Annotated in this window: 16 protein-coding genes and 1 pseudogene; 6 read left to right on the top strand and 11 right to left on the bottom strand. The window is 57.8% G+C overall.

Annotated features, from left to right (window positions below; all coding sequences use genetic code 11):
• Positions 1-39 precede the first annotated feature (39 nt).
• Together WEU32_RS12600 and WEU32_RS12595 are read left to right on the top strand one after the other, a co-directional pair.
• The gene (locus WEU32_RS12600) at positions 40-3,084 is read left to right on the top strand and encodes a TonB-dependent receptor domain-containing protein (protein ID WP_406852130.1); all 3,045 of its coding nucleotides are present in this window, start codon (positions 40-42) and stop codon (positions 3,082-3,084) included.
• Between the two features lie 108 nt (positions 3,085-3,192).
• Entirely contained in the window at positions 3,193-4,824 is a 1,632-nt protein-coding gene (locus WEU32_RS12595; RefSeq protein ID WP_406852129.1) for an alkaline phosphatase D family protein, read from the top strand.
• A gap of 97 nt (positions 4,825-4,921) precedes the next feature.
• Here WEU32_RS12595 and WEU32_RS12590 read toward each other — a convergent pair whose 3' ends face one another.
• Complete coding sequence (locus tag WEU32_RS12590) at positions 4,922-5,668, bottom strand: energy transducer TonB (protein WP_406852128.1); 747 nt, start codon at positions 5,666-5,668, stop codon at positions 4,922-4,924.
• Positions 5,669-5,799: 131 nt separating this feature from the next.
• Here WEU32_RS12590 and WEU32_RS12585 point away from each other — a divergent pair, with 131 nt between their 5' ends.
• Both WEU32_RS12585 and WEU32_RS12580 read left to right on the top strand, forming a co-directional pair.
• Positions 5,800-8,319, top strand: coding sequence for a hypothetical protein (locus WEU32_RS12585; protein ID WP_406852127.1), 2,520 nt, complete (start codon positions 5,800-5,802; stop codon positions 8,317-8,319).
• Positions 8,316-9,413 (top strand): cytochrome-c peroxidase, encoded by a 1,098-nt coding sequence (locus WEU32_RS12580; RefSeq protein ID WP_406852126.1) that lies wholly within the window; start codon positions 8,316-8,318, stop codon positions 9,411-9,413. The genes WEU32_RS12585 and WEU32_RS12580 overlap by 4 nt, the downstream gene beginning before the upstream one ends.
• A 377-nt stretch (positions 9,414-9,790) precedes the next feature.
• Here the strand turns inward: WEU32_RS12580 and WEU32_RS12575 are convergent.
• Together WEU32_RS12575 and WEU32_RS12570 are read right to left on the bottom strand one after the other, a co-directional pair.
• Positions 9,791-10,314, bottom strand: a pseudogene (locus tag WEU32_RS12575) (transposase); the annotation flags it as partial.
• Between the two features lie 211 nt (positions 10,315-10,525).
• The gene (locus WEU32_RS12570) at positions 10,526-11,884 is read right to left on the bottom strand and encodes an amidohydrolase family protein (RefSeq protein ID WP_406852125.1); all 1,359 of its coding nucleotides are present in this window, start codon (positions 11,882-11,884) and stop codon (positions 10,526-10,528) included.
• A gap of 220 nt (positions 11,885-12,104) precedes the next feature.
• Here WEU32_RS12570 and WEU32_RS12565 point away from each other — a divergent pair, with 220 nt between their 5' ends.
• Positions 12,105-12,587, top strand: a complete 483-nt coding sequence (locus tag WEU32_RS12565; protein WP_406852124.1) for an RNA polymerase sigma factor — start codon at positions 12,105-12,107, stop codon at positions 12,585-12,587.
• Positions 12,588-13,353: 766 nt separating this feature from the next.
• On the opposite strand, the gene WEU32_RS12560 is transcribed toward WEU32_RS12565, so the two are convergent.
• The 3 genes from WEU32_RS12560 to WEU32_RS12550 all read right to left on the bottom strand — a co-directional run bounded on the left by WEU32_RS12560 (position 13,354) and on the right by WEU32_RS12550 (position 18,486).
• Entirely contained in the window at positions 13,354-16,401 is a 3,048-nt protein-coding gene (locus tag WEU32_RS12560) for a TonB-dependent receptor domain-containing protein (RefSeq protein WP_406852123.1), read from the bottom strand.
• A 205-nt stretch (positions 16,402-16,606) separates the two neighbouring features.
• Positions 16,607-17,392, bottom strand: a complete 786-nt coding sequence (locus WEU32_RS12555) for a LytR/AlgR family response regulator transcription factor (RefSeq protein WP_406852122.1) — start codon at positions 17,390-17,392, stop codon at positions 16,607-16,609.
• Positions 17,389-18,486, bottom strand: a complete 1,098-nt coding sequence (locus WEU32_RS12550) for a sensor histidine kinase (protein ID WP_406852121.1) — start codon at positions 18,484-18,486, stop codon at positions 17,389-17,391. Before WEU32_RS12550 ends, WEU32_RS12555 begins: the two co-directional genes overlap by 4 nt.
• A gap of 198 nt (positions 18,487-18,684) precedes the next feature.
• Here WEU32_RS12550 and WEU32_RS12545 point away from each other — a divergent pair, with 198 nt between their 5' ends.
• Positions 18,685-19,101, top strand: coding sequence for a hypothetical protein (locus WEU32_RS12545; RefSeq protein ID WP_406852120.1), 417 nt, complete (start codon positions 18,685-18,687; stop codon positions 19,099-19,101).
• Here WEU32_RS12545 and WEU32_RS12540 read toward each other — a convergent pair.
• The 5 genes from WEU32_RS12540 to WEU32_RS12520 all read right to left on the bottom strand — a co-directional run bounded on the left by WEU32_RS12540 (position 19,098) and on the right by WEU32_RS12520 (position 23,225).
• Positions 19,098-19,352, bottom strand: a complete 255-nt coding sequence (locus WEU32_RS12540; protein WP_406852119.1) for a hypothetical protein — start codon at positions 19,350-19,352, stop codon at positions 19,098-19,100. The two genes, WEU32_RS12545 and WEU32_RS12540, sit on opposite strands and share 4 nt — an antisense overlap.
• Positions 19,349-20,092 (bottom strand): hypothetical protein, encoded by a 744-nt coding sequence (locus WEU32_RS12535; protein WP_406852118.1) that lies wholly within the window; start codon positions 20,090-20,092, stop codon positions 19,349-19,351. Before WEU32_RS12535 ends, WEU32_RS12540 begins: the two co-directional genes overlap by 4 nt.
• Positions 20,093-20,496: 404 nt before the next feature.
• On the bottom strand, positions 20,497-20,829 hold the full coding sequence (locus WEU32_RS12530) for a HigA family addiction module antitoxin (RefSeq protein WP_406852117.1): 333 nt from the start codon (positions 20,827-20,829) through the stop codon (positions 20,497-20,499).
• 28 nt (positions 20,830-20,857) lie between these two features.
• Entirely contained in the window at positions 20,858-22,738 is a 1,881-nt protein-coding gene (locus tag WEU32_RS12525) for a hypothetical protein (RefSeq protein ID WP_406852116.1), read from the bottom strand.
• The gene (locus WEU32_RS12520; protein ID WP_406853452.1) at positions 22,722-23,225 is read right to left on the bottom strand and encodes a hypothetical protein; all 504 of its coding nucleotides are present in this window, start codon (positions 23,223-23,225) and stop codon (positions 22,722-22,724) included. Before WEU32_RS12520 ends, WEU32_RS12525 begins: the two co-directional genes overlap by 17 nt.
• Positions 23,226-23,239 lie beyond the last annotated feature (14 nt).

Genomic DNA, 23,239 nt, shown 5'->3' with positions numbered 1-23,239 from the left:
GCTTTTCTTTCTTACCTCCCCAAGCCTTCGAGTATTTCAATGAAAGCGCGTTCTTTCCAACTGGCTGGCGTTAGCCTTCGTACGCTGGCCATGCTTCCTGCTGTTACGGCAGCGTGTGCTGTGGTCCTGCCTCAGGTGGCCGTCGCCGATACCGTGGTGGCGCAGTCGCCGGTCGGCACCGGTGCCGTGCGCGGCCGTGTGTTCGACACGGTGTCGGGTGAATACATCCGTAACGCCGAAGTGCGTGTCGCGGGCACCAATATCGTCGCCTATACCGAGGACAGCGGCCTGTTCCGCCTCGGCGGCGTGCCCGAGGGTTCTACGACCCTGATCGTGCGTTATGCCGGTCTTCAGGACGCTCGCGCAGACGTGACGGTTGTGGCCGGTCAAACCGCCACTGCGGACATCCAGCTTACGGCCCTGACATTTGCAGGCGCAGAGGGTGTCGCGTCGGTCGACGAGGTTGTGGTGACGGCGGCGCGCGGAGGACAGGCCAAGGCACTGATGGAACGCCGCGTGGCCATGAACGCCAAGAACGTGGTGCCTGCCGACAATTTCGGTGCTCTGACCATGGGCGATGTCGGCGAGTTCATGAAGTCCATGCCGGGCCTGTCGCTGGACTATACCGAGGTGGACGCCACGGCGGTTCGTATCGGGGGCCTGCCGCCGAAATACTCGACCTTCACCATGGACGGCGCGCGTATGGCGACGGCGACCTCCAACAACAATTCCGGCCGTCAAAACTCGTTCGAGCAGATGTCGATCACCGGCATCGACATGATCGAGTTGAACCACACCCTGCTGGCCAGCATGGACGCGGATTCGCCGGGCGGCAGCATCAATCTGCGCAGCCGCTATGCCTTCCAATTGCCCGAGCGCCAGATCCGCTTCCAACTGGGTGGTGTGGCCACGTCGAATGCCTCGCTGTCGCGCCACTACATGCCGGATGACAAGAAGCATTCCAGCATTTTCCCGTCCGCCCAGTTCAGCTATGCCGACACCTATCTGGACGGGCGACTGGGCTTGGCTTTCAGCGCCAGCCACAACGCCAACTATGTTCAGCAGGACCGTATCCAGACAGACTGGTCCTACCTGCCCGATGGCCGCGTCGTCCCATATCAGGTGATGTGGCGTCCGGGGCCAAAACTGACATCGCGTACGGCAGCCAATCTGGCGCTCGATTATCAGTTCACCGACCAGTTGGTGTTCTCGCTGCGCAGCAACTACTCGTTTTATGATGTCGAGTATTTCAACCAGTACACCTATCTGAACTTCGGCACGGCGAACCGCTCTTATGCCACGCCGGAATCGACCGGTACGCGTATCGAGGTGAATCCGGACGGCAAGAATACCCGTCTTTATACCGGCTATTCACACCGTTATGCTGGTACGCCGACCTATCTGATCGCGCCGAAACTAGAATATAAGGGCGAGACGTGGGAGGCCGTTCTGCGCGCCAGCCTTTCCGGTGCAGAGTTCAACTTCCGTGACACCAGCAAGGGCTTCTTCCAGCGCACCGACACGCAGTTGACGGGTATCGGCTTCCTGATGGAGCGTGACAGCACCCGTTCCAATGCATGGTACCTGACCCAGACGGCTGGCCGTCCGTGGGGCGACCCTTCCAGCTTCAATCGCGACATGGATATCGGCAACAATATCCGCACCGCAGAGTCGGACGCGGTCAACGAGATGATGTCGCTGAACTTCGATGTGAAGAAGCGTCTCAATCTGGGCAATGTCCAGTATACCCTGATGGCGGGTCTTGGCGGGCGCTCCAACGACTGGAGCACCAATGAGGGCTCGTGGCAGCAGTTCCAGTATGTTGGCCCCAATGGTGACCTCACCCAGATGTCGCCTGAGGCCGGTATACTTGCGACCCAGAAGTACCGCTTTGAAATCATCGGTTTCGATGCGGGCAACATGAATACCCAAGGCTGGCGCGCTGACAGCAACTACGGAATGTACGACATCTATGCCGAGCATCCGGAATATTTCGTTGCCGATGAAGTCGGCAATCTGAAGCGTCGTCTGGACAATAACAAACGCGTTCAGGAAGACATCACCTCGGCTTACCTCGAGGCCAATGCCGACGCCGGTCGTGCCCGTTTCAATCTGGGCCTGCGCTACGAGAATACAGAGACAGCCGCGCGCGTCGCCGTTATCCGCCCTGTCAAGGAAGTGACGGACGCAGGACTGTCGGTCAGCACTGTCGAGGGGCTGATGTACCAGTACAATAACGGCACCTATCAGGACCGCAAAGGCCAGTATGACGACTGGTTCTGGAGCGGTGGTGCGAAGTTCGACTTCACCGACCGTCTGGTGGGGCAGGCCTCGTTCAGCCAGTCGATCCTGCGCCCGGACTACGGCAATCTTGGTGGTGTGGTTTCGGTCAATGATGAAACGATGATCGTCAATGTTCCGAACCCGGAACTGCGACCGGAACGCTCGACCAAATATTATCTGAGCCTGCAATACTATCTGCCGGCCTCGGGTCTGATCGGTCTGTCGGCCTACCAGCTCGACATGGACGACATGCAGGTTACCGGCATGACGGTGAACCCCGAAGATGTCGGCTTCGATCCGAACGAGTATGCGGGCTATACCTTCCGCAGCGCACAGAACCTGCCGGGGACCAGCACTAATCGTGGCTATGTGGCGGAGTATAACCAGCAACTGAACTTCCTGCCGGGGGCGTGGAAGGGGCTTGGTGTGAATGCGTCCATCACCTATCTGGATCCGGACGGCGAACGTCAGGGGACGCCAAAACAGTCGGCCAACTGGGGTGTGCGCTACCAGATCGGTCGTTTCGACTTCAACCTGAACGGCAACTGGCAGTCGAAATACCGTGTCAGCGGTCTGAACAATACGCCGACGACCCCTAACAACGGCATCCTGTACCATACCGCCCGCGAACTGTGGAACGTCAGCGTCAACTACAAGATCAACGACAACTTCGATCTGATGCTGGCCGGTCGCAACATCTTCAACTCGCCGGACATCATCTATTCCAACGAGCGTGACCGTGTGCAGCAGTACACCGTCTACGGATCGATGTGGAACATCGGCATCAAGGGCGTTTTCTGATCGCTTCCGATCTCTGAAACGGCTGTGGCCGCGCGATACCCTCGCGCGGCCACAGTGCAAATCGGGGCGAGCTCTGCAGATCGCCCGACCTCTATTTGGGACTGTAAAATGACTCTTCAGATTGACCGTCGCCGTTTGGTGATGGGGGGAAGTCTGGGTTTGATGGCGCTCGGTTTGCCCGGCGGGACGGCTCTGGCCCAACAGTTGCTGACGGCCAGCGGCTTTACCCACGGTGTCGCCAGTGGCGAGCCCGCCTCTGACAGCATGCTTTTGTGGACGCGTTATGTGCCACAGGGGCAGGGCAGTGAAGTGACCCTTGATGTAGAGGTGTCGGCAGATCGTGATTTCAACCGCATCCTGCATCGTGAAACTGTTCGTACGGGCGGTTATCGCGACTGGACGGTCAAGGTGACTGTGGACGGCCTGACGGCAGGCTCGACCTACTGGTTCCGTTTTGTCGCGCCCGACGGCACGCGCTCGATGGCCGGTCGCATCTGCACCCTGCCGGAAGGCAAGGCCGAGCATTTCCGCATGGGGGTATTCTCATGCTCCAACCTGCCGATGGGCTGGTTCAATGCCTATGCGCATGCGGCCAGACGCGAGGACGTAGATCTGTGGCTGCACGTTGGCGACTATATCTATGAATACGGGATCGCTTCCTATGCGGAGGCTGACCGTATCGCCGAGCGTGTCGTTCTGCCGGCACACGATCATGAAATGGTAGCGCTTGCCGATTACCGCCTGCGTTATGCCTGTTACCGCGCCGATCCCGACCTTCAGGCCCTTCACGCTTCGGCCCCGATGGTCTGCCTGTGGGACGACCATGAATCGGCCAATGACAGCTGGGAAGGCGGAGCCCAGAACCATCAGGCCAACGAAGGCGACTGGGCCACGCGACGCGCTGCCGCGGCCCAAGCCTATCTCGAATGGATGCCGATCTCCGAGGAGCCTTGGAAGGCATATCATATCGGCGAACTCGCAACACTGTACCGAACAGAATCACGCCTGATCGGCCGGACCCGTCAGGCCGATATCGGTGCGGCCTATCGGGCGGGGACATCGGTCGCCCTGTCGAACTTCCGTGACAGTGAATGGATGGATCCGACAGCCTCCATGCTCGGGTCTACACAGGAAGCGTGGATCGAACGCGAGTTCCGCCGCAATGCCCGCACCTCGGCGTGGCAACTGGTCGGCATGGCCTGCATCATGGGCCGAACGGTCATGCCACAGGATGCGGTCAACTGGTTGCGTTCGGATATCAGTGAAGGTGCGCGCAACAGCTATAGCAACGCCGCGCGTGCTGGCGCGGTGGGTCTGCCGATGTGGATGGACCGATGGGATGGCTATCCGCAAGCGCGCTCCCGTTTCCTGAAAGCGGCTCAACAGGCGGATGCAGACCTCGTTGTCTTGTCCGGCGATAGTCACAATGCATGGGCCTATTCTCTGGCAGAGGACAGGCGTCCGGCAGGCGTAGAGTTCGCAGGACAGGCCGTGACCTCGAACGGCATGGAGCGCCAGATGGGAATAGATCACGCCAATGTCGCGCGCGGCTTTGTCGAAGCCAATCCCGAACTGGTTTGGGCGCAGACCCATGGACGCGGCTATATGATGCTCGACGTAAAACCGCAGCGCGTCGAATGCGAGTGGATATTCTTCAATACCACCAAGCAAAGGGATCAGACCGTCGCGAACCGCCATCGCGCCTATGTCAGCAAGGGACATCGACGGATCGAGACCTGAAAACCTTTTGGGTAAAAGCAGGCTGCTTTAGGAAATAGGCAGGAGGCTGGCTCGGGCCGTTCCTCCTGCCTATTTTTGGAATGTCGCAAGGGCTTGATCAGGCGTGGCGACGGTAATCCAGGCTGACCGTGATCTGGCGGGTCTGCCATGTCACATCGTGGGGTGGGCGCGGCAGTGGCGCAGCCTGACGCAGTTGTTGCTGCGCTATGCGGTCCAAACGCTCATCGCCACTGGTTTGGGTCACAACGCAGTCGCGGACACGGCCCCGACGATCCACTTCGAACTTGAGGGTGACCACACCTTCGAGACGTCCGGGATGTTGTTTGCGCGCGTCCAGCCATCGGATAACCTGCGCCTCATAGGTATCCGTGTGCCGTCCGCCTTGAGCCCCTTGCGTAGACGCGCCGCGCCGGTCGTCACCCGTGACCTGAGCGCCTGCCACATGATGGAGTGCAGGGGGTTGGATACCTTTCGTGCTGGCCGGGTTGGCCGTACCGGTTTTCGTCGAGACTTCTGAAAACGTCGCGCGCGAAGAAAAGGCGGGTTCGCGGGCCAAGACCTCGGTGGCGGGGGCGGTTTCGGCTGTGGATTGGTTTTGGCGCGCTGGATCCCGAGATAGTTTTTGGGCAGGCGGTGCAAGTTGGGTGGTGCTGCCCTTAAGGCTGGCGGGGGCACTCATGCCCGCATCTTGGAAAAGCTCGACCTCGAAAACGGGCGCTCCGCCAAGCGGATCCTCCGGCACGGGATAGGTCAGGGCGATGGCTGCCAGACCTGCACCAAATACAGAAGACACGGCGGTGAAAGCGCCGATCTTGAAGGGTGTAGAGGTCAATGCGGCAGGCATGGAACAGGCCAAAATGGATACGAACGGGAAGCGATATACGCAGGTTTCTGATGAATTGATAATGATAATGGTTTGCAAATGCAAATCATGGAGCTAATGCATGGCCCAGTTTTAAGCGGGGTTAATGTTCAGTGCGTATCCAATATCTGTCTGCAGTCAGCCTTATCGCTCTTGGCTTTGCCGGAGCGGCCGTGGCGCAGGACGTGACGCCTTCCATCGTCATTCAGGAACAGGCACCGCCGCCAACGGCCTATAGCTTTGGTAATGGCGGAGACTCGGGCGTCAGTCGCGTGACCCGCGACGGCGTCGAGCGTCGCAAGCCGGGTTCGGGCGACGTCCTGCAGGTTCTAAAAGCCATGCCGGGGGTACAGTTCAGCCGTTCGGAAGGCCTTGCGACCGAGAAAGAACTGCTGGACCTGCGCCCTGCGGACATCTCGATTTCGGGCGGCAACATCTATGAGAACATGATCCGTCTGGACGGGGTGGGTGTGAACTCCCGTCTCGATGTGTCCTCGACCAATGCCAACCACTACATCGAAGGCAATGCCGCAGCCTCGGCGCAGAGCGTCTGGGTGGACGCAGACCTGATCGACAGTGTGGCTGTCTATGACTCCAACATTTCGGCCCAGTTCGGTCAGTTCACCGGTGGTGTGGTCGAACTGGAAACGCGCCGCCCTTCGCCAGTTTTCGGCGTATCGACCTATTACGGAGTCACCCGACCGGGCCTTGCACAATTTCGCATGTCGGATCGCGTGCGCGACAGCTTCAAAGGCGATTATCCGGACGAGCCTGAATACGAGAAAGAGCGTTTCAGCCTGATCGTTGACCTGCCGGTGTCGGAGCGCCTTCGTGCGCTGACCTCCTATACCCGCAACGAGTCATCTATCGTAAAGGATCGCGGTGCCAACTGGCGTCAGTACGGTACCTATGGTCAGTCCAGCCTGCAGGAAACCTATCTGCTGAAGGGCGAGTACGATCTGGCCGATGATCTTTTGTTGACCGGACAGGTGACCTACAGCCCGTACGAGACCGAGTTCGCTCACCAGAACGGTTATGACAACCTGACCTTCCTGAATGGCGGGGGTTTGACCACCAAGCTCGGTCTTGAAGGACGCCGAGGCGATGCCGAGTGGGAACTGGACCTGTCCTACGTCTCGTCGGATACGGACCGTACGTCTGAAAACCCTGGCACGACCAGCGTGTCGACTGTCGGCACCGGGGTAGACTGGTGCTCCAGCAATTCTTCATGCGCTGTGGGCGGGCCGGGCAATCTGATCCAACGCCAGAAGGACCTGACACTTAAAGGTCTGTGGAAACAGCCCCTGACGAATGGCGACCTACGGCTTGGCTTCGAGATTGCGCAGGTGACAGGTCGCAAGGCCCAGCCCTACAGCCGCTCCTATCGACATGGTGACAGTGCCGCTTCGGAAGTGGGCGCTAACATCGCCTGTGCCGATCCTGCGGAAGCGGCAGCCCTGACCTGTGTACCGGGCCGCTGGGCTCTGGGCCAGTTCAACGAAACCCGTGCCTTTGATACCGAGCGCCGGTTGGAGACCTACACCCTGTGGGGCGAGTACCGCTTTGATCTTGGCGGTTTCGATGTGCGCGCTGGCCTGCGTTACGACTACGAAACCCTGCTGGAGAACCACAACTTCGCACCGCGGCTGTCGGCCAGTCACGCCCTGCCGTGGGAAGGCCATAGCGTGACGGTTGCGGCCAACCGCTATTACGGCCGCAGTTTCCTCGGCTATGCCCTGCGCGAGGACTATCCGGGCAACTACATCTGGCGTCGCACGCCGACCATGGTGAATGGCCAGAAGGTCTTTGGCGATAACTGGACCCTGTATTCGCATACGGAAACGGCGGGTTATTCGAACGCTGACCTTGCAACACCTTATGTTGACGAGCTGAGCTTTGCCGTGACGGGGCCGGTGCCGTTGATTGGTGGAGAATACCGCTTCAAGGGCGTGGCCCGCGATTCCGAAGACCAGTTCTCGCGTTCTGGAAGCACAAGCGAAGTCTATGACAAGGAGACGGGCGGCAATGCGACCCGACAGCGTTTCACCATCAACAATGACGGCTCGCGCGAGTATCGCGGTCTGTCTATGGAATATATGCGCCGTCTGGCGGACAACCACGCCCTGTCGCTGACGGCCAACTGGTCCAAGACCAAGGCCTCCAACATCAGCTATTTCGACGTGACCGACGAGACGGACTATCAGGGCGACCTGGTCCTGTATCGAGGTGAGATCGTCTCGGCCCTGCAGGCGCTGGCGGACAACCAGATTCAAGATTTTGCCACCCCGTGGACGCTCAATGCCGACCTGTCGTCCAACTGGTTCGATGGACGCGTAAAGACCAATCTCAACATCCACTGGAACGGCTCGTTCGAACGCGTCGAGGACACGGGTATCAACCAGACCGTCAACGGCACCCGATATGATGTCTATGATGTCGTCAAATACGACAGCAGCATGGATGCCAATCTGTCGGTCACAGCCGAGATCGCACGTACCCGCTTTGGCACGGCTGAACTGGATGTGCGGATCAATAACCTGTTCAATACCATCCCTGTAGCCAATGCGACCAGTACGTCCGATCCGTGGCAGATGGGGCGCAATGCCTGGGTTGGCTTGAGGGTGCGTTATTGATCAACCTGCGCGATATCGCCGGGGTGGTAATGGTCGTCGGTGCTGTTTTCGGCATCGGCGGCCTCGCCGTTTCTCAGGTCGAGGAACCGGTCAGTGCAACCGAACTGCGCCTGGCCTACAGCGGAGCACCCGACACATGGCCGCGTCCGTGGCTGAAAGAAGGGTCGGAGTTCACCGAGTTCGCCAAGCTGCCGCCTGCGCCGTCACCGGACTATAATCCGACGACGCCGCAAAAGGTGGCGCTGGGGCGCGCCCTGTTTGACGATCCGATGCTTTCGGGTTCGGGACAGATTGCCTGCGCGTCGTGCCACGAAAGCGACCTGTCCTTCTCGGACGGGCTACGCACTTCGTTCGGACATAATCGCATGCGTGGGGTGCGTAATTCGCAATCCCTGCTGACGGCGGCGTGGTGGAAGGAATTGTTCTGGGACGGTCGTTCGCCGACTTTGGAAGATCAGGCCCTGCACCCGTTCGTGGATCCGGTCGAAATGGCCACCAGCCACGAGCGTATTGTGGCCAGCATGAAAAATGACGACGTCTACGAAGCTATGTTCGAGGCGGCTTTCGGGGACCGCGAGATTACGATCGAACGCATCTCTTATGCCTTGGCGTCTTTCCAGCGTTCGCTGCGTCCACGTGTGTCGAAGTTCGACCGGTTCATGGATGGCCGTGCTCAACTAACCAATGAGGAGCTTCAGGGGCTTCACCTGTTCCGCACCAAGGCGGGTTGTTCCAACTGCCACAACGGGCCGCTGCTGAGTGACCAGAAATACCACAATATCGGGCTGAGTTATTATGGTCGCGAGTTACAGGACCTCGGCCGGTACGAGGTTACGCGCGATCCAGCCGATATCGGCAAGTTCCGCACGGCCAGCCTGCGCAACATCCGCCGTACAGGCCCCTATATGCACAATGGGATCATGCCGGAGCTGAGGGGAGTGGTAACCTTCTATAATGCAGGCGGTGCACGCCCGCGCCCGCGCGATGACCAGAAGGATGATCCACATTTTCCGCAAACCGATCCGCTGCTGGCTCCCCTGAACCTGACGAGCGAAGAGCAAAAGGCACTCGTCGCGTTCTTAGAGACGCTATGAATAGTGTCTTGACGGCCTTTTTGCCAGCGGTTAGTTTGCAAAGCCCAAGTATGAGCAGCCCCCTTTCGGGAGCGGCTTTCTTGGAATGCCAGCTAGGTCAAAACATCTTATCCGGTGCCCAACAAACCGGCAGCAGGCCTGTTTATATGTAGCCGCTCTTAACTGGTATTGAGCAGGTTCTAACTGGTCCTGACAGACATGTCGGGACAAGTTAAGAGCTGCTCACTTAAAGTCCACCCTGTAAGGGTTTGAGATAACAGACCATTTAAGCAGACCAGTTAAGAACTGCTCAATATGGAGGCAAACCAGCTAAGATCTGCTCAATTTTATACAGAGCGCACAATAAATTCATGCAAATGTATCAACTTGTGCGGCCCCTAAAAGGCATTCGGCCCTGACTTGGGCTCAAGGCTGATAGTCAAAAGTAAGGTAACAGCGAGAGCTATGGCATAGAGGAAAACGTTGGGGCACCAATCATAACGTGTGGTACGCGTCGCCCGTCTTTCAGGCGACCTAATATGATTTCGATGTGGTTGGGTCGCTTATATTGGCGCTTCTCGTAACGAACAGGATCGATGCTAGATTTACTTTCACGAATGCCGGGCGTGATCCCCTTGGCTTCCAAGGCGATCTCGGACTATCTCCGCGATAGTCTCGATCAACAACAGCCTCTGATTTCTGGGAAAGCTATACAGAAGAGCCGCCGCGCCGGTGTAGTCGCTGACTTGGCTCGGCGTTATAAATAGGCTGATCGGGCGTCCATTCGCATCGGTCATGGCGTGCAGCTTAGTGTTCATTCCGCCTTTCGTCTGTCCGATTAGTCGCCAAAGTCCTCCCTTTACCGCAGGATCGAAGTCGTGCGGCGCGACTTCAGATAGGTTTCGTCAATCAAAACGGTGCGGCAGTCGGGCTGAGCGCCAGAAAAGCCCTCCCACTAGAATACCGGTCAGCGTCCTGAGAAGAGCTCGGCCGCGCGAGAGCAGTCTGGGCTTGTCGTGTGAGGGCCGATCAGTTTCATAAGTCATGTCGTAATCTTGGGGGCGGACTTCAATCGAGGTCCGGCCCCCAGCTCCTTAAATTTGATTGTATTTCAATGCGACTAAGCCAGTCTTTCAACGATCGGCCTGATGTCCTTGATCAAGCGCAGACCTCACCGCCACCCCATTGTTCAGGACCGCGCGAACATCGCTCACGGCGGATAGATCAAGGCTGGGATCACGCCCCAGAAACACGATATCGGCCTCCTTGCCGATGGCGAGCCGGCCCGTTCGTTCTCCAACCCCGATGCGGTCTGCGGCGTCAGATGTAGCCATCCTAAGCACGTCCCAGGCGGGGATACCGGCCTCGCCATGCAGGACCATCTCACGGGCCATTGCGCCGCTGGGCGAGACAAAGGGGTTCGCCAAGTCCGTGCCGATGGTCAGGGGAACACCCGCCTCGTGCAGCATCCGCAGGAAGCGCAAAACCTTTGGCCACGCTGCTTTCGCGCGTTCGTAATCGATAGGTTCCCATCCCATATCGAACCGGAACCCGGATTCCCAGTTGGCCATCATGTCGGGGTGTGTGTCGGCACTCGCACGCGCCAACAGCGCCGCGTCATCGCCCCAGTAGGCTGGCTCGAACGCTATGAGCGTAGCCTCGACATGGACATCTTCGGTGGCAAGCACCTGGATCAGTTCGGTGATCTGCGGCCCCTCCAAATCAACCAACTCCCACCATTCGAAGAACTTGAAACCGCCGGGCCGCAGTTGGCTGATGTAGTCCTCCCGCACGTCTTCGGGAAGAAGCTCGGGGCTGGTTGGCATCAGGTGGACAAAGGCATTCACGCCAAGTTGGGCGGCGCGAATCCAACTGACATCGGACAGGTGAGCGATGGTGGGGAGCGCATGTTCGCGCGCGGCAGCAATACCCTCGACCAGATCGGCTTCGGTTAGGTTCTCGTAGAGCTTGATAAAGTGGGCACCAGCCTCGGCCTGTTGGTTAACGATATCACGGACCGACAGGTCTGGGGTCGGTTGGGTGACCAACCCGTCGAACGGAAAAGCGGGGCGGTCAATTACCTCGCCTGCGTAGCGCGCTTCGGGACCAAATGTGGGATCAGCGGCTACCGCTTGAGCATAAAGGCGATTGGCTTCGCCATCCCCCGCAGGATTGCGCACGGTCGTCACGCCCGCGGACAGCAACGCTGCCGAGTTGTGGTTGATGATATCAGGGCGATGAGGTGTATTCAGCTTGGGCTGGTCACCCTCAACCACCAACTCCGCTGGCCCCAAGGTGATGTGTGCATGCGTATCGATCAGGCCGGCCATGGCGTATAGGCCGCTCATGTTTTGCAAGGGCGCAGTGTGCCATCCTGCAGGTAGCCCACCTTGGCCGAGGCCCGCGATCCGACCTTCTTCAATCAGGATGTAAGCGCCCGGGAGCACTGAGCGCGTGTCTGGATCGACGATCGACATGCCCTGATAGACCATACGTGGCTCCGTCCGCTGAAGTGCATTTTGAGCACAGGCACTGCCAGCAGCCCAAAGAAAGGAAATGGCCGCAGCCGCAGTCGATAAAAGTATCTGGCGTGTCATCAGTAACTCCCGAGTTTGACTGACGACTTAGTCCTGAGCCGGACGGGTAAACTTACGCTCGAACACGTAAAAATATTTTGTAATATCTAGGAGCCTAACCAAGACTAAGGTCTTGATGACTCTGTTCGACACAGTTCTGAAGAACCATGCACCTGGCCTAGCGCGCGTGGCTGCAACCTATGAAGCGGACCGGTCGCTTCGGGAGGATCTGTTTCAGGATATTATGCTGGCGGTGCACCTCTCTCTTCATAAGCTTGAGGACCCCGACCGCCTGAAAGCCTTCATCTATCGCATAGCGCACAACCATGGCGTTGATCATGTCATTCGCTGCACCAGTCTAAAGCGACGCGATGCGGCGATTGAGTTAGAGACCTCGCCGACGACGCCGGAAGACGAAGTCGTATCGACGGAGCGATCACGTCAACTGACAGTCGCGGTTCGTCGTTTGCCGCTGCCTTACCGACAGGTGCTCTCCTTGTTGCTGGAAGATTTATCGTACGCGGAAATAGCTGACGCCCTAGGTATGACACCTTCAAACGTCGGAGTGCGCATCAATCGCGCTAAGACCATGCTTCGAGAGATGCTGAATGAGTACTGATCCCTTCATCTCAGAACTGCAGGCAGGTTGGCGAACGTCGTCGCCGGATGTTGAGCCACTGGCCAAAAAAGTTCGCAGCTATCGGCGCATGCGAGCAGTGTCACAAGGGGCTGAAGCAGCGGGCGCACTTTTCGCCTGGGTCTTCGGGCTATGGTTCGCCTTCATGGCGTGGCTACAGACTGATTGGGCCTATGGTCTAGCGTCGGCTGCGCTCTTGATCGCGACACCCTTCATAATAACCAGTTGGGTCAGGGGGCGCAGGGCGTTTAGGGCTATGGCATCGCGGACGCCTTTCTCCACCCTCTTGGAGGCCCGCCACCATGCGAACGCCACGATCGGTGCCATGCGACGGGCACGTTGGGCCGCTTGGCTTCTTTTAATAGCATCAGCTGTGGGTGCTGCCTTGACGATTGCAGGTCTCGCCAGTGACCTTGGCTGGGCGATTTTGGCTTGGCTGATCAGCGCCTTGACCGCAATAGCTGCTTCGTGGTTTCGAGAAGGCAAGATGCGGCGGATGCGCGACCGTTGCGACCGGCTTTTGACGGAATGGAAGAGCTTGGACTAGGCACAGCAGCTTTGGAGTCCGAATGCTTGCTGTCCATTTGATATTTGCCGCGCCTTAAGCTGAGGGAAGCGGCGCTACATCAGCTAGCGGTGGGGATGCCAATCTCCGTTTTTAGAGCATTGCGACCGTATGAGGCGAGCCATACTCACCTGTAATACGGGCCGAGCTTACGCCCGGCCCTTACTGTTGTTGAGTTAGAGATTAGAAGCTGAAGCGGAATCCGCCATAGAAGCGACGTCCTAGGCCGTCATAGACTTCCGGGAAGGTGGTCCAGCCGGTGGACTGGCCGATGTCGCCGTTGGTGCCTGCGATGAACATGTATTCGTCGAAGAGGTTGTCGACGCCGGCATAGACGCTCATGCGCTCTGATACGTCATAGCGCAGCTGGGCGTTAACGAAGGTCATCGACGGCAGCAGCGATTCCAGATCTTCGCTGAAGAAACCCACATCCGCCTCGCCGACATACTGGACGCCCATGGAGACCTGTAGCGGGCCACGCGAGTAAAGGAGATTCAGCATTGCCTCGTGATCTGGCGAGCCAACCGTTCCGGCGAAGGTCTGCGGCGCGGCACCCGGGAAGGCTGTCGAGTCGAAGTCCAGCAGGTGGCTGTACGATAGCGAGGCGGCAAACTGGCCCATATCGCCCGAACGGCCGGTGAAGAGCTCGTTCAGATCGAAGCCATAGCTTGCCTTGACGTCAATCCCCTCGATGTTGATCTCGGCGAGGTTTAGGTTGCGGATATTGACGAACTGAAGAGCGCCGACCGAGGCACCGCCGCTGAACCGCTGGATGCCACCACAGAACGGCGAACTCGGATCATACGACGCGGTGTTCTCGTAGCAGCGGTTTACCGAGACTTGACGACCATAGGTGCCGACGCCGTCTTCGATCGAGATGTCATAGTAGTCCGCCGACACTGACAGGCGCGACCACCAGTCGTTCCAGCGAGGGTTGAACAGGAAACCGAAGGTGAAGGTCTTGGAGGTCTCCGGTGTCAAATCCGGGTTGCCGGTGTTGAAGCCAGACACGCCCTGGAACTCGGGCTGGGTCAGGGCGAAGCCGCCGTCACGAGCGACGCGCGCGGCCACTGCCGGATCGCGCATACAGGCCTGGGCCACCGCATCGCCGATGGTTGAGGCATCGACGCCACTGCCCAGAACGACTGTCGGGTCGGCGATGTTTGATCTGGTGTTCAGGAAGGCCGCCTGACCGCCGCTCAGAGTAACGCCTTCGCAAGGGTCGCCGACTTGCGGGAAGGTCTGCGAGCCGGGGTTGAACAGTTCATTGATGTTCGGGGCGCGCACAGCGACAGCGTATTGCGAGCGCAGCTTCAGCCAATCGGTTGGCAGGTATTCGACTGAAGCGGCCCAAGCCGTGGTCGAGCCGACGGTGCTGTAGTCGGACACGCGTCCGGCCAAGTTCAGGTCCAAGGCTTGCGCGAACGGCAGATCCGCCAATAGCGGGATGCGCAGTTCAGCGAAGGCTTCAACGACATCGAACGCGCCTTTGGTCTCTGGCGTGATGTTACCGGTGGCCAGACCTAGTTGGGTCAGCGGGTCGGGAGTCGAGCGGGCCGATTCTTCACGGTATTCAGCGCCGATGACGAAACCGATGTCGCCTGCCGGCAGAATACTGGGCACATTGCCACTGACGAAGCCGTTGACGATGTACTGCTCCTGATAGGCGTCCAGACTGGTGGCGGCGGTGAAGTATTGTACCGCCTCCTTCGAGATGCCGCCTTCTTCGAAGATGAAGATGGGCAGGCAGCCCTGAGCGCGGGCGGCGGTGTCGCGACAGACAGTCTCTCCACCTACGACCACGGCGTCCAAAGCTTGTCGAAAGCGGGCGGTCATGATGTCGCCGTTCGAACGCTGGTCGTAATCCGAACGACCGTAGTTCATGCTCAACTCATAGTTCAGATTAGGCGTAAGCTCACCTTCGAAGCCGAGTACCAGGCGGGCCATCGCCCGTTCCGATTCATTGCCGCGATTACCTACGTCGGTGATACGGCGACGGAAGCCGACCACCAGATCATCGTCGGCGATGCCTGGGTGCTGGGCACGCACGGCGTTGGCCAGAGCTGTCGGCACGATTGCGCTAGTGATTGGCACGCCGTAGCGGCACTCGTTGTCGCCGTCTCCGTCGAAGTCGCGGCAGTCAGGCAGTTGGTCGATGCCGAACTGGTCCTGGTAGATGGCTTCCGAACCGACCGGGTTGCCTTCGATCTCGCTCGAAGTGCGGCCATGGAAGATCGACATCTCCGAGAAGAAGCGATGATTATCGTTGATATCGTACGTCATCTGACCGTTGAAACGGATCTGCTCTTCCGGCACGAAAAGCTGACGCTCGCCCGAGCGGTTATATCCGAATCCGGCGTTGGTGTAGGGGACGACTGCGCCGCTATCATCGACCACGCTGGTCAGGTTACCGGCACCCACGCGCGGGATAAGCGCCGTGCCGCGTGGGATGAATGAGGAGAAGACGCCAACATTGTGCTGGCGCGCTGTCGTAGCGGCAGCGTCGATGCACATCTCGCGATCACAACGGTCGCGGCCATAGACCGAGCCCGTCTGCCGCCAACCAAGTGCTCCGACGAAGTTGCCGCGATCGTTGGCGAAGTTGGAGCCGAACTTCAGGCCGATCTTGAAATTTTCGTTGTCGCCGCGTTCGGTGATGCCACCTTGAGCAGAAAGCTCAAGACCCTCGAAGTTCTTCTGGGTGATGATGTTGATGACACCGGCCAGTGCGTCAGAGCCGTAAACGGCCGAGGCAGCGCCGGTCACCACATCGATGCGGTCGATGAAGTCAGTCGGGATGGTGTTGAAGTCGACGATCTGGCTACCGACGATACCGGCTACATGCCGGCGGCCGTTGACCAGAACTAGAGTGCGATTTTCACCCAAGCTCCTCAGATCGACGGTAGTGACGCCGTTGTTGGCAGTTGAGAAGGTCGTCGTAGTCGGAGTGAAGGTCGATACCCCAGCCTCCGGAAGGGTGCGCAGAATATCGCCTGTGTTCATCTGGCCCGTGGCTTCGATGTGTTGGGCGGTGATAACCGAAACCGGAACCGGGGAATCCTGGTTCGGACGGGTGATACGCGAGCCGGTGACGACGATCTCGCCGACCGCGGTGGGCTCAGCGTTGTCAGGCGTCTGCGACGCTTGAGCCATGACCGGCGTGGCCGAGACCAGCGCCCCCCCGATCATGGTGGTGGCCAGCAATCGCTGGCGGAAAAGGTGAGTTCGCAAGATCAATGCCCTCCCGACGCATCCTTGGATGCGGAATGTTCGTAAGAATGCTCAAGGTCGATCAGGTGACTCTGAAGCAATCAAACAGTACTCGGAGAGTGAGGTGGGGCAATAATGGAATGTGTCTAATATTATTTATATGAATAACTGGCGATAATTTAAACACAACAACAAAAATTACAAATCTGCAAATATTTATACTGAATTAGCTTCGTCTCCACGGTTTGATGTTCACGGATTTTGATATTTGATCTAAATAGCTGGGTCCGACCGCAATCTCCTTTCCGTTGGCAAGGGACAAGGTCAGCTTGCGTCCGCCGCGCCGACGCATTCCCCGTACGAATGTCAGGTTGACGATGGTCGAGCGGTGGCAGCGCATGAAGCGGGTAGGGTCGATCCTCTGCTCCAGAGCGCTGATGGTGTCGCGCACTAGATAGGCTACGCCGCGCGCATACAACTCGACGTAGTCGCCCTGGGCCAGAATAAGTTCCACCTCGTCCAGCGGCTGACGATACAGGCCATCGGCGCGCCGGATCCAAATTTCGGTTTCATGTAGAGGCGGTTCGATTGTCTGCTGGAGCGAGGCGACCAGTGTCTGAAGTTCGGCGAAACGTTGGTCCGAGTTGCGGCCGTCCAGCCGAACCCGCACCCGGCGGATCGCAGCTCGCAAGCGTTCGAATTCGAAAGGTTTGGTTAGATAGTCGGCCGCGTTCAGTTCGAATGCCCGCACAGCATGCTGTGTAAAGGCTGTCACGAAGACGACTTCGGGAACAGGCTCGTCAGCCCGTAGACGCATTACTACGGCTAGGCCGTCTAGCCCGGGCATCTGAATATCTAGAATGGCGACGTCCGGTTTCAGTTCGCGAATAAACTCTAGCGCCTGCTCGCCCGATCGGGCGGTGGCAATCAGTTCGACCTCGGGAATGCAGGTCAGGGCCTGTTTCAGTCGCGCGAGCGCGAGGGGCTCGTCATCGGCGATCAACACTCTCATGCGACGACCTCGAACGGCAGTTCGATATCGACGCGCCAGCCGCCCTCGACGCTAGGGCCGTAGCGTAGCGAGGCCTCGGGGCCATAAATCAGGTGCAGTCGACGTCCTGCGTTCGCCAGACTGCGACCCAGACCGCTGGTGCAGGTGGCGGTGCCCGAACCGTCGTCGGCAATCCACAGTTTAAGCCGCTCTCCGTCGCGTCGGGCACCGACCTCCAAAGTAATGGGAGCCACCGAATGGGCTAAGCCATGCTTGATGGCGTTCTCGACGAAGGGCTGTAGGATCAAGCTTGGCACCATCGCTCCCATGGCTTCCGGTTCCAGCAGCAGCTTTCGGCTTAGGCGGTCTGGAAAACGGACCTCCTCAATGTCGAGATAGCGTCCCTGACTGTCGATTTCGTTCTCTAACCGTACAAGTTCGCGCGGCGCGGCGGTCAGGGTGTGTTTTAGGAAGTCGGCCAATCGTACCAATATCCTGTCTGCTTCCTGGGCGCGCCCTTGGCCGATCAGGCTGGAGGCAGAGTTTAAGGTGTTGAACAGGAAGTGCGGCTGAATTTGTAGCCGTAGGGCGGCCAGTTGCGCTTGCTGCGCAACGGCTTGTGCTTCTGCCGTGCGCGCTTGTTGGCGGCGCAGATTGTCGCCCGCAACCATGATGGCGCACAGAGCGGACCAAGTCATGATTGGCCACAGGAAGGAAATATAGGTGGAGATTACATTGCGCGGGTGCAGAAAGAACTCGCCACTCGAGGTGTGATAGTCCGTCAGCACTCGGAAGTAAGTCGCGTTCAGCACCGTGTGGATCAGGCAGACTATTAGACCAAGAGCCGCGGCCCGCCAGAACCAGGCGAAAGTGCGGGTTTCTGTCAGACGGCGCAGGATGATCCACATCCCCAAGGTCAGAAAAATTCCAGTTATAAGGCTGGCCAATCGTGCCAGCACAACCCCTTCCATCTGGTTGAATTCCGAAGGAGAAATCAGCGATCGGGCGCTCAACTGCAAGGCGTTTATCGTCCAGAAAGCGGCGGTTAGCACGACTACCGTGCCATCCAACCGCGTGAATACCAAAGGACGCTCTTCGTCGTCGTACTCGGTCATTGCCTCTCCTTTGGGGGCACAGAAGCACCAACCAAGGTCGAAGTGCAAAGGTGATGCGGCGAAGTGGTCACTAGGCGCGACGAAATGCGCCACTTGTCGCGACGGAACGAAGATGAAATCGGCCAAAAGGCCGGTTGAAGCGATCGAATACGTATTTTTAGCATCACAATAGCATCCGAACGGGGGGAGGCCGCAACCATGACCGACACTGCCGATCACATGACGCAGACTCTGCTGGCGGCTCTGGTCGAAGTCGAGCGCGCGGCACCGGGGTTGAGTCTCAGCCAGTTGGCAATGTTCCTGAACATCCGGCGTCAGGAAGGCATTCGCATGCTCGAACTTTCGTCACTGTGCGATCGAAACGACGCTAGTGTTTCACGCGGAGTACGCGCCATGGCGGTTGAGGGCGAGCCCGGCTCTCTTGCGCCTGCCTATGGTCTGGTAGAACTTTTTCGCGGAAAGGACGGTCGCAGCCGACACCTAGCCCTGACGGCGGCGGGAAATGCGCTGGCGGATCGGCTCTGCCTCATTATTACAGCGGAGCCAATTGCCAATGGAGCGCCCAAAACGTCCTGTACGTCGTCGACGATTGCTGAACGCTCGAACGTTGCTTAGTCGTGTGGCCAACTTCTGTTGGGGGCGGTTGCACGCGGCATTGTGCGCGGCCGACGATCGGCAAAACGGATGTCGATGCGGTCAAAGTCCGGGCTGAGATCGACCAGCGCGCGACGAATTCGACTCTCCTGAGCTTTTGCTCCCACATAGTCTTCGACTTCGTACTCGACTGTGATCACAGCCTTTCGCTTCATCAACCGGGCGCGGGCGACGCCGTCATCCGGGTGAGTATCGGAACGCAGGGTGCTCATGTCTGCACCAGATTGGCACCGAAACGATAGCCCTGACCCCAGATGTTATGGATAGGCAAGGCGACGCCAGCGTCGGCCATTACCTTGCGTTTTAGGCGGCTGATCGCGGTGCGGATATGACCGCGCGGATAGTCCCAGTCTAGCAGTAGGCCGTCAGTGTTATCAGAGAATGCGTTCATCAGCGCCTGATCCCTCGCCGTCAGCTTGATAGAACAGCCCGAAGGCGTGATCAGCTTTCGTTGAGAGGGTTTGAGCGCCCAGATGTGAACCTCCGCTCGGTGGGAGCGCACATTCGGTTCTGGCTGTCGGCGGATCAGACGATGCAGCCGCGCTAGCACTTCACGCGGCTCGGTCTCTCGTCCTACCAGATCGTCAGCCCCCATCTCGAGCACCAGCACCCGTTCCACCGTCTCCCCTTCCAGCGCGACGACCAGTAAGGGCGGTGCGTTAGAGCTGTTCAACTGGCGAATGGCGGCGAGCGCCTTTGCGTCCGGCAGGCGTACAATCAACACTACCGCCTCGAATTTTTCTAAAAGCGGTTTTCCACTACCGTGCAGGCAACCCACCGAGCCGACCCTCATCACTTGGAAACCACGGCGTTCCAGATAACCGCCCAGTTCATGCGGTTCGTCGTCGTTCAGGTCGATCAGCAGCAACGCATTTGCGAGTCCGGTCTCGGCGGGTAGGCCTGTGTTCACGAACTCAAGTCGCTTGTCCCGTTTTACCGTGTCGATGTGCAAGATTCCCCTCCCTGGCAATGATGCTGATGGTGACAGGTTAGTCGCACTTGATGCGGTTTAGTCGCCGTTATGGTGGGTGTGGCCGAAAGCTCGCGGATTTGACGCGTCAAGTTACCGGTTGGACTGTCGTGCGAAGAGAAGATGAGAGATACAATCGTACAGAATACGAATCCGGCACGAGCAATAGCTTCAGACTTGCTTGTTTGGTACTAAGTGATGCCGCGTCGGAAAGTGCTATCGACTTGGTTGGCCGCTTTCTTGAATTTCGTGCATTGTGATCAATAACAAGAGTCGCAATCATATCAGCGTCGACCCAGCTATGACTGAGGCACTAGAAGTATTTTTAGCCACTTCTGAAAATGCCGCTTAGGCGAAAACAGATAGCTAAGGCTGCAGGGCTGGGGCTAGTTTTTCGAGCTCCCCTCTAAGTCGTATCGCCTCTCGTGACAGGTCATTTGCACTTGAAGGTTCATCCAGAACTCGGGTGACATGTTGAAGAACCTCGCGAGGCGTAGGGCAAGTTCTGCGGTCATAGAGCGTTCGCCATTGAGCAACTCGATGGTCTGCTCGCTATCCACACCAATCGCGTACGAGAACTCAGCGGGGCTCAATCCGTATGTCGGTAGATATTCCAACTTCAGGTGCTCACCTGGATGATTGAGGGGGCTTTTGAAGGATGAATAATCGATAGAACTCATTTTATTTGGTTCCTTTGATGTGGGCAGCGTCAATTCCACCAGCAAGCTTTAGGGGCTTCCACTTTGATCATCGCTTCCAATGCCACACGGTGATGAAGCCTTGGCCTATCGAAGTGGATGGTTGGCAGGCTTCAATAATCGGCCAAATATCTTTGGGAGGCGCGCCTAGCCGAGACGCGGCCTCTCTTGTGCTCATGAACTCTATTCCCGCCTTCTGAACAGAGGCACGGCAGTAGCGTGGCTTTTCGTGTTCTAGCTTTGTGATGTGCCTTCGGTTTCTAAGCCAGACCACATCTTGAGCGGTACAGTTTAGATAATCCTCAGTCTCGCTGGGGCTGAGCCAGTCCCGATAATGACCACCATAATGACCTTCATTAAAGCTGTAGGGTCCCTGGAATTCTGGTCCACCCATTATCACCGCTCTGGCTGCGGCCTCGTGGACTGCTAGGCATTGGCGGTCGCCAGTTTTGAGCAAACCGACACCTCCGGGAAATTTTCCGTCCAAGCCAGCGGCAATCACCGGCAACCAAGGCTTTTCACGTCCACCAATTCCTCGGAAGGCCGCACTTAAAGGTATGTAGCCCTCCTCATCGTCTACTTCTCTCAGCCAGGATAGTTCATCCAGAGGGCGGCGTGCGGAGTGAGGGGCGAAGGCGCGATCACCTTTAAGAAGCCTGATCATTGGATCGAACTCTGGAATTAACCAGCTGGATGCAAGCAGTTGTTCGATAGCTATGTCGGGTAGGGAGTACTTCCGTTTAAACTCGTTCTTGTCGAACCACTCGCTAAGACGTTCTCTTAGTGCATCGACTTCACGACGGTAGACCTTAGTGAAACGAAAATTTGTTGATGGCTTAGTAGGTACCAGGTGACCTTCTTCAATGAGCCCCTGAACGCCTTGTGGCGTAGTGGACAGCAAATACCCAGCATGTGTGAGGCTCATGTCCATATGACAGAAATTTTCGACTGTAGAGGCTCGCCCTACACCTTGCCTGCGATGCGTAGCCATCAAACGCTCGATGTTGCGTGAAACTACAGGCTGGGAGTGATCTCTGGCGACGCGCATGGCCGTTGATAAATAAGCCGGAAGTTTGTGGTCCTCTGAATCTCGGAACAGGTCCCACACTGGTCTCGGATATTCGAGGACCATACGGGCACCCGCAGCCACGTACTCGGGACCCCATCTGCCTTTGGTTCTGAAGAGCTCGAAGCGCTCGCCATAGGCCGCTTGAGCAAAGGCTAGAACGAGCTCGTAAACGTCCGTTGCTGACTGGACCTCGTAAAAGGTCGGAACCTGATTGATTGCTTCCGTAACGGTTTGCTCGTCGTCGCTGAACAACTCCAGCACCCAACTGAGAATCTCGCGGTCTTTGATGGGCACTCGCCGCGCATTTGAAAACGAGAGTAACCCTCCACAGCGGCCGCATGTATGAATCGCTCTCGCCTGGGGCCATGTGAGTGCTTGGTTGCAGATCGGGCAGTCATTGGTCAGCCTGGTCCAACTAACCGGACAAAAATCCAAGTGGCTGATCATCCAAGAGGCTTGATCATGAGGCTGTGCTTCTTGGGTTTGAGGCAGCCTTCGAGCGTGTTGGCAAATCTGATGTGGGCGCAGGTAAACTCCGCCCAGTTTGCGCTTACCGTCCTCGGTTAGCGGTTTGGCTCCCCATAACTGCTGCAGATCCGAGGTCGGTACTCCTAGAAGTTCGGAAAGGATCGGTAGGTTGTTGGAGAGCTTGGTGAGGTAGTCACCTTTGATGCTGACATTTAGGCCTCCCATCGCCAGGAAGCTCTGCACTGATCCAAGGTAGTTTCGATCTACTGCGCGGGCGATATACCCTAGTAGCGTTTCTCCTGGGACAGGCTGGATGGGGAAGAGCAAGCTCTTCCCCTGATAGACCGAAACCCCAGTTTCATTCGGGAGGGGGGTATCAATCAAAGCGGCCATCCCGGAATGGGTTTCTTTTGACGAAGCCCTGCTCCACAGCCCACGCGTCTACAGCCCAGGACAAGTCAGCAATGTCTATTTGACAGGCCCCTCGTCGGATTGCTGCTTCAAGGGCGACGTGAAGTAACCTCACGACACGTCCAACAACACCGCTAGAGACTTCGAACAGAGATGCGAGGATTTTAGGATCGTTTAGCCCTGAGAGTTGAGGCAGTATGCCCATGTCCACCAGTGCTTTGTCGAGATGAGCGACAAAGCCGGCAAAGAGCTTTTGGTCCTTTGCCTTTTTGGCTGAAAGGGGCTTCAGATCGCATGGAGCGCGTAAGCGGCCATTTAGCTGAAGATTGCGGTTAAACATCTTCTCCGCCTCCTCTGTACCAAGGAAGATGATAGACACCACGCCTGTATCAAGTAGACTCTTCAGTGTGTCGGTGACATCGTTTTTGGACCCGCTCCTATAGTTCAAGTGCTGGACCTCATCGACGATAAGAAGCTCCGTTC

The sequence above is a fragment of the Brevundimonas sp. BH3 genome (genome assembly GCF_045345115.1).
Classification (GTDB): domain Bacteria; phylum Pseudomonadota; class Alphaproteobacteria; order Caulobacterales; family Caulobacteraceae; genus Brevundimonas.
The sequence above is the reverse complement of the archived record's forward strand: the minus strand, read 5'-3'. Positions and strand labels throughout refer to the sequence as shown.

What these genes read in the sequence shown, in the direction of transcription:
- WEU32_RS12600 (WP_406852130.1), top strand. Translation starts at nt 40, where the DNA reads ATGAAAGCGCGTTCTTTCCAACTGGCTGGCGTTAGCCTTCGTACGCTG.
- WEU32_RS12595 (WP_406852129.1), top strand. Translation starts at nt 3,193, where the DNA reads ATGACTCTTCAGATTGACCGTCGCCGTTTGGTGATGGGGGGAAGTCTG.
- WEU32_RS12590 (WP_406852128.1), bottom strand. Translation starts at nt 5,668, where the DNA reads ATGCCTGCCGCATTGACCTCTACACCCTTCAAGATCGGCGCTTTCACC.
- WEU32_RS12570 (WP_406852125.1), bottom strand. Translation starts at nt 11,884, where the DNA reads ATGGTCTATCAGGGCATGTCGATCGTCGATCCAGACACGCGCTCAGTG.
- WEU32_RS12565 (WP_406852124.1), top strand. Translation starts at nt 12,105, where the DNA reads ATGACTCTGTTCGACACAGTTCTGAAGAACCATGCACCTGGCCTAGCG.
- WEU32_RS12555 (WP_406852122.1), bottom strand. Translation starts at nt 17,392, where the DNA reads ATGAGAGTGTTGATCGCCGATGACGAGCCCCTCGCGCTCGCGCGACTG.
- WEU32_RS12550 (WP_406852121.1), bottom strand. Translation starts at nt 18,486, where the DNA reads ATGACCGAGTACGACGACGAAGAGCGTCCTTTGGTATTCACGCGGTTG.
- WEU32_RS12545 (WP_406852120.1), top strand. Translation starts at nt 18,685, where the DNA reads ATGACCGACACTGCCGATCACATGACGCAGACTCTGCTGGCGGCTCTG.
- WEU32_RS12540 (WP_406852119.1), bottom strand. Translation starts at nt 19,352, where the DNA reads ATGAGCACCCTGCGTTCCGATACTCACCCGGATGACGGCGTCGCCCGC.
- WEU32_RS12525 (WP_406852116.1), bottom strand. Translation starts at nt 22,738, where the DNA reads ATGGCCGCTTTGATTGATACCCCCCTCCCGAATGAAACTGGGGTTTCG.